Origin of the sequence: Catenulispora sp. GAS73 (assembly GCF_041262085.1) — a bacterium.
Lineage (GTDB): Bacteria > Actinomycetota > Actinomycetes > Streptomycetales > Catenulisporaceae > Catenulispora.
The window spans coordinates 72,734-78,839 of sequence record NZ_JBGCCM010000049.1 but is presented as its reverse complement, the minus strand read 5'-3'; the positions used below and the strand labels follow the sequence as shown (position 1 = coordinate 78,839).

Here is a 6,106-nt window from a genome sequence, read left to right as displayed (position 1 = left end):
CCGCGATGGCGCACAGGGCCGCAGCTTCGACCGCGACAACCGCGGCGGTTCCGAGAACCGCAGCGGCGGGTTCAGCGGCGAGCGTCGGTCGTTCGACCGCGACGGTTCGCAGGGTCGCACCGGTGGCTTCAACCGGGACAGCCGCGGCTCCGAGGGTCGCACGGGCGGCTTCAGCGGCGAGCGGCGCTCGTTCGGCGACCGCGATGGCGCACAGGGCCGCAGCTTCGACCGCGACAACCGCGGCGGTTCCGAGAACCGCAGCGGCGGGTTCAGCGGCGAGCGTCGGTCGTTCGGCGACCGCGATGGCGCGCAGGGCCGCACCGGGGGCTTCAACCGCGACAACCGCGGCACCGAGGGTCGCACTGGCGGGTTCAACCGGGACAACCGCGGCACTGAGGGTCGCACCGGCGGCTTCAGCGGCGAGCGTCGGTCCTTCGGCGACCGCGATGGCGCGCAGGGCCGTACCGGCGGCTTCAACCGCGACAACCGCGGCACCGAGAACCGCACCGGCGGCTTCAGCGGCGAGCGTCGCTCGTTCCGCGACCGCGACGGCGCCCAGGGCCGCAGCTTCGACCGCGACAACCGCGGCGGCACCGAGGGTCGCACCGGCGGGTTCAACCGCGACAACCGCGGCACCGAGGGCCGCTCCGGCGGGTTCAACCGCGACAACCGCGGCACCGAGAACCGCACCGGTGGCTTCAACCGCGACAACCGCGGCTCCGAAGGTCGCACCGGCGGCTTCAGCGGCGAGCGTCGCTCCTTCGACCGCAACGGTTCGCAGGGTCGCAGCTACGGCAACCGCGACGACCGCGGCGGCACCGGCGAGCGTCGGTCGTTCGGCGACCGCGACAGCCGTGGCACTGCCGGCGGCGACCGTCGCCCGAGCCGCGACGACGAGCGTCGCACCTTCGGCGAGCGCACCGCGTTCGGCCGGCCGCGCGGCGGCTACAGCAACGAGCAGCGGGACAGCCGTCCGCCGCGTGACCGTCGCTGGTGATCGCCGGGTACTGACTGAGTACTGACAGACTGAGTACTGACAGAGGGACCGCGCATTGTCGCGGTCCCTCTGTGCTTTCCAGAAACTCTTCTGCCCTATGGTCCAACTGCCCGGCTTGCCATTGCCCCCCCACCACCAAAGCAAAGCCACAAGGGCCCCGCCCGAAGGCGAGGCCCCTGCGTGTGTGCGACAGCGAACTGAACTACTCAGTGATGGCCGTGCCCGGCCTCGATCTCCTTGTACTCCTCGACCGTCGTCTCGACGTGGTCGGAGAACATCGCCTTGGAGGCCTTGGCCCGCAGCTTCAGCGCTCGGTTGCCCGGGCGCTCGACGCCGTTCTCGTCCGTGGCGGGGCCGAGTTCCAACGGCTTCTGCACCTCGTGCGCGGTCAGGCGGTAGCGCTCGCCGGCCGACAGCGGCTCGTGGACCTCGGTGAACTCCCCTTCCAGCGAGACCTTGATGATGCCGGTCTCGCGGCCGTGGAGGACCTTGTCCTTGTCGCGGCGCTGCAGGCCCAGGGCGATGCGCTTGGTGCACCAGAACGCGATCACCGGGCCGAGGAACACCAGCACGCGGAACGTCCAGGTCAGCGCCTCCACCGAGAGGTGGAAGTGGGTCGCGATCAGGTCGTTGCCGCCGCCGAGCCACAGGACGCCGTAGAACGTGATGCCGCCGACGCCCAGGGCGGTGCGGGTCGGGCGGTTGCGCGGGCGGTCCAGGATGTGGTGCTCGCGCTTGTCGCCGGTGATCCACTGCTCCAGGAACGGCCACACCGCCAGGGCGGTGAACAGGATGCCCGGGACGATCAGCGACGGGATCAGCACGTTGAACGACAGCGTGTGGCCCCAGATGTTCCACTCCCAGTTCGGCATCATGCGAAGGGAGCCTTCGAGGAAGCCGATGTACCAGTCTGGTTGGGAACCCGCGCTGATCTGGTCCGGTGTGTACGGCCCGTAGGCCCAGATCGGGTTGATCTGCACCAGGCCCGCCAGCAGGAAGACCACGCCGAAGATCACGAACATGAACCCGCCGGCCTTGGCGGTGTACACCGGCAGCAGCGGCAGGCCGACGACGTTGTCGTTGGTCTTTCCGGGGCCGGCCCACTGCGTGTGCTTCTGCACGAACACCAGGATCAGGTGCGCCGTCACCAGGCCGACGATCAGCGCCGGGATCAGGAGCACGTGGATGGTGAACAGCCGCGGGATGAAGTCGTGCCCGGGGAAGTCGCCGCCGAACAGGAAGTACGACACGTACGTGCCGACGATCGGGATCGACAGGATGACGCCCGAGGCGATGCGCAGACCGGTACCGGACAGCAGGTCGTCTGGCAGCGAGTAGCCCGCGAAGCCTTCCAGCAGGCCCAGCACCATCAGCGTGAAGCCGATGAGCCAGTTGATCTCGCGCGGCTTGCGGAACGCACCGGTGAAGAAGATGCGCAGCATGTGCACCATGATCGCCATGATGAAGATCAGGGCGGCCCAGTGGTGCACCTGGCGCATCAGCAGGCCGGCGCGCACGTCGAAGCTGATCTTCAGCGTCGAGGCGTACGCGTCCGACATCGACACGCCGTCGAGCGGGAAGTACGAGCCGTGGTACTCGACCTCGCTCATGCTCGGGTTGAACCACAGCGTCAGGAACACGCCCGACAGCAGGATCAGGATGAACGAGAACAGCGCGATCTCGCCGAGCAGGAAGCTCCAGTGGTCCGGGAAGACCTTCCGGATCAGGTTCTTCGAGCCCTTGTAGATCCCGAGCCGCTCGTCCGCCCAGTTGGAGACCGGGTCGGTCTTCACTTCCTCGTTCTCGCCTGCGGCCCCGTGTGCCGGGGCGGTCGTGGCGCTCATCCGCGCTCCCAGAAGCTCGGGCCGACCGGCTCCCGGAAGTCGCTCACGGCGACCAGGTTGCCGTCGGCGTCGACCGTGATCGGCAGCTGCGGCAGCGAGCGCGCGGCCGGGCCGAAGATGACCTTCCCGTCGTCGGAGAGGTCGAAGGTCGACTGGTGGCACGGGCACAGCATGTGGTGCGTCTGCTGCTCGTAGAGCGCCACCGGGCAACCGACGTGGGTGCAGATCTTGGAGAACGCCATGACGCCGTCCACCGACCAGTCCCACTGCTTCTTCTTCTGCGCCTCGGAGCCCTTCAGGGCCTCCTGCGGCAGCCGGACGACCAGCACCGCGGCCTTGGCCAGGTTGTCGATCCGGTTCTCCGGGTCGTCGGCCAGGGCCGCCGGGTTGGCCAGCGCCAGGGTGCCGACCGAGACGTCGGAGACCTTCAGCGGCTGCCCGGTGTTCGGGTTGACCAGCTTCTGGCCCGGCGCCCACAGCGTGTGCCGCAGGTTGTCCTTCGGCATCGGGCCCAGGTCGCGCAGCAGCCACACCGCCGGCAGCGGCAGCACCAGCATCGCGGTCAGCAGCGAGCGCCGGATCAGCGGGTACTTGGTGAAGCCGGAGTCCGCGACGCCCTGCTTGAACTCCGAGACCGCGAACGCGCGGGACTCGGGGTCCGACTTCATCGGGTGCCGCTCCTGGACCAGGTCCACGTCGGTCATCAGGGTCCGGGCCCAGTGGATGGCGCCGCCGCCCAGGGCCAGGAACGCCACGCCCAGGGTCAGCCCCAGCGCCAGGTTGTTGGCGTTGACCGCCCCCAGGCCGGTGATGTGGCTGGTCAGCCTGGTGTTCGGGATGAAGGTGTAGCACACCATCGACCCGATGATGCCCGCGATCGCGACCAGGAACAGGCCCGCGACCTGGCGCTCGGCGCGCTTGGCGGCCCTGGGGTCGAGGTCGGTGACCCGGGGCCGGTACGCCGGCAGACCCGGGTCCTGGAAGGGGTTCTCCGCCGCGGCGTCCTTGGTCAGGGTGCCGTGGCCCGCCCCACCGGTGTTCTCTGGCAGGTGGTCCGTTTCCATGTCCCGATCAGTCATTGTCGGTGGCGTCCTTCCCGGTGGTCGCCTCGAAGTGGGCGACGCGGGCGCGGGACGCCTTGGTGGTGTGCGCGCCGATCCAGCAGGCGAACACGATCAGCAGGCCCAGCACGATCGTCCAGACGAACAGGCCCTCGGAGACCGGGCCGATCGACCCCAGGTCCAGGCCGCCGGGGTTGGTACCGCTGCGGGTCTGGAGCAGGTAGGCGATGATGTCCTTCTTGTCCTGCGGGGACATCACGTTGTTGTTGAAGACCGGCATGTTCTGCGGGCCGGTGAGCATGGCCTCGTAGATGTGCTTCGGCGAGGTCTGGCGCAGCGACGGCGCGAACTTGCCGTCGGTCAGCGCGCCACCGGCGCCGGCGATGTTGTGGCACGACGCGCAGTTGGTGCGGTACAGCACACCGCCGTTGGAGACGCTCGCGGCGTTGGTCGGGTCCGCGTCGTAGAGCGAGGCGTCCGGGACGGCCGGGCCGGCGCCGAGGGCGCCGATGTAGGCGGCCATCGCGTCGATCTGGTCCTGGGTGAAGACCGGAGGCTTGCTGGTGACCTGCGGGCCGATCTGCATCGCCGGCATGCGGCCGGTGCCGACCTGGAAGTCGACTGCGGCGGGACCGACTCCGATCAGCGACGGGCCCGAGCCCTGCACGCCCTGGCCCTGCAGGCCGTGGCACGAGGAACAGGTCGACTGGAAGAGCTTCTGACCCTCCGTGAGCTGCTCCGGCGTGACGGCGGCCGAAGCCGACGCCTTCGCCTTGGCAGAACCCAGGGTGGCGTAGGTCGCGCCGATGACACCCAGCGCGAGGAAGAGGACGACGAACGCGGCCAGCGGATGGCGCCGTCGTGCCGAAAGCGTGTTCACGACAGAGGATTCCTTACCGATTCCACTGGTCCGGACTACTTCATGATGTAGATGACGAAGAACAGGCCGATCCACACCACGTCGACGAAGTGCCAGTAGTAGGACACGACGATCGCGGAGGTGGCCTGGTCATGGGTGAAGCGCTTGGCGAGATAAGTCCGGCCCAGCACCAGCAGGAACGCGAGGAGCCCGCCGGTGACGTGCATCCCGTGGAAGCCGGTGGTCAGGTAGAACACGGACGTCCACGCGTTGTGGCCGATCGTGTAGTTCTCCTTCACCAGGGCCGAGTACTCCCAGACCTGGCCGGCCACGAAGACCGCGCCCATGATGAACGTGAGGATGAACCAGCTCCGCAGCTTCCGCACGTCCCCACGCTCGGCCGCGAACACGCCCATCTGGCAGGTCACCGAGGACAGCACCAGGATGGTGGTGTTCGGCACGGCCAGGGACATGTTCAGGTGCTTGGCCTGCTCCACGAAGTACTGCGACCCGTGCACTGAGCGGATCGTGAAGTACATCGCGAACAGCGCCGCGAAGAACATCAGTTCCGAGCTCAGCCAGACGATCGTTCCGACGCTGACCAGGTTCGGCCGGTTGGGCAGGCGGTGGGCCTGCCCCGCTTGAGTAGTTGCAGTTGCTGTCGCCACGGCCGCCATTATGTCGTCACCCCATGGCGGCTCCGCGCCGGGGGTGGGTGTTAAGGAACCAGTGTCCTGTGTGTATGGGGCTGAACGAGTTAACGAAGGTCCGGATCAAGCAGTTCCCGGAAGGTCGGAACGGCAGTTGATCATGGACGAGATCGAGACCTCGACCGTCTGGAAGCGGGGCGAGCACGCCGAGTAAGCTCCGACTCATGAACAACCAGCAAGGCAACGCTGGTAGTGCCAGCGAGACCGCCATCAAAGTCCTCATCTACAGCGACGACTCCACCACCCGGGAAAAGGTCGTGCTGGCGCTCGGGCGCCGGGTGGCGGCCGACCTGCCGCCGATCAAGACCCACGAGTTCGCGACCCCGCTCGCCGTGGTCGACGCCGTCGACAAGGGCGGCTTCGACCTGCTGATCCTGGACGGCGAGGCCACCCCGGCCGGCGGCATGGGCGTCTGCCGGCAGCTCAAGGACGAGATCTACCAGTGCCCCCCGGTCCTGGTGCTCACCGGGCGGCCGCAGGACGGCTGGCTGGCCACCTGGTCCCGGGCCGAGGCGTGGACGCCGCACCCGATCGACCCGGTCGCGCTGGCAGACTCGGTCGCGGAGTTGGTCCGGGCCCGGCTCGCGAAGCGCGTCTCCGCGTAGGGTTCCCCTATAGAGAGGCCCCGGCGCTTC

The 6,106-nt window shown here is 68.5% G+C and carries 5 protein-coding genes and 1 pseudogene; 2 read left to right on the top strand and 4 right to left on the bottom strand.

The features are described from left to right. Positions 1-997, top strand: a pseudogene (locus ABH935_RS45430) (pseudouridine synthase); the annotation flags it as partial. 206 nt (positions 998-1,203) lie between these two features. Here ABH935_RS45430 and ABH935_RS45425 read toward each other — a convergent pair. Genes ABH935_RS45425 through ABH935_RS45410 form a run of 4 tightly spaced genes read right to left on the bottom strand, consistent with a single transcriptional unit; the run spans position 1,204 to position 5,438 of the window. Continuing rightward, positions 1,204-2,841 (bottom strand): cytochrome bc complex cytochrome b subunit, encoded by a 1,638-nt coding sequence (locus ABH935_RS45425; protein ID WP_370384213.1) that lies wholly within the window; start codon positions 2,839-2,841, stop codon positions 1,204-1,206. Further along, entirely contained in the window at positions 2,838-3,920 is a 1,083-nt protein-coding gene (locus ABH935_RS45420) for a Rieske 2Fe-2S domain-containing protein (RefSeq protein ID WP_370384212.1), read from the bottom strand. Before ABH935_RS45420 ends, ABH935_RS45425 begins: the two co-directional genes overlap by 4 nt. Continuing rightward, positions 3,913-4,782 (bottom strand): c-type cytochrome, encoded by an 870-nt coding sequence (locus ABH935_RS45415; RefSeq protein WP_370384211.1) that lies wholly within the window; start codon positions 4,780-4,782, stop codon positions 3,913-3,915. The genes ABH935_RS45420 and ABH935_RS45415 overlap by 8 nt, the downstream gene beginning before the upstream one ends. 35 nt (positions 4,783-4,817) lie before the next feature. Further along, positions 4,818-5,438 carry a heme-copper oxidase subunit III gene (locus ABH935_RS45410; RefSeq protein WP_370384210.1) on the bottom strand — a complete coding sequence of 207 codons (621 nt, stop codon included), beginning with the start codon at positions 5,436-5,438 and terminating at the stop codon, positions 4,818-4,820. Between the two features lie 197 nt (positions 5,439-5,635). Here ABH935_RS45410 and ABH935_RS45405 point away from each other — a divergent pair, with 197 nt between their 5' ends. After that, positions 5,636-6,076 (top strand): hypothetical protein, encoded by a 441-nt coding sequence (locus tag ABH935_RS45405; RefSeq protein WP_370384209.1) that lies wholly within the window; start codon positions 5,636-5,638, stop codon positions 6,074-6,076. Positions 6,077-6,106 lie beyond the last annotated feature (30 nt).

What these genes read in the sequence shown, in the direction of transcription:
- ABH935_RS45410 (WP_370384210.1), bottom strand. Translation starts at nt 5,438, where the DNA reads ATGGCGGCCGTGGCGACAGCAACTGCAACTACTCAAGCGGGGCAGGCC.
- ABH935_RS45425 (WP_370384213.1), bottom strand. Translation starts at nt 2,841, where the DNA reads ATGAGCGCCACGACCGCCCCGGCACACGGGGCCGCAGGCGAGAACGAG.
- ABH935_RS45405 (WP_370384209.1), top strand. Translation starts at nt 5,636, where the DNA reads ATGAACAACCAGCAAGGCAACGCTGGTAGTGCCAGCGAGACCGCCATC.
- ABH935_RS45420 (WP_370384212.1), bottom strand. Translation starts at nt 3,920, where the DNA reads ATGACTGATCGGGACATGGAAACGGACCACCTGCCAGAGAACACCGGT.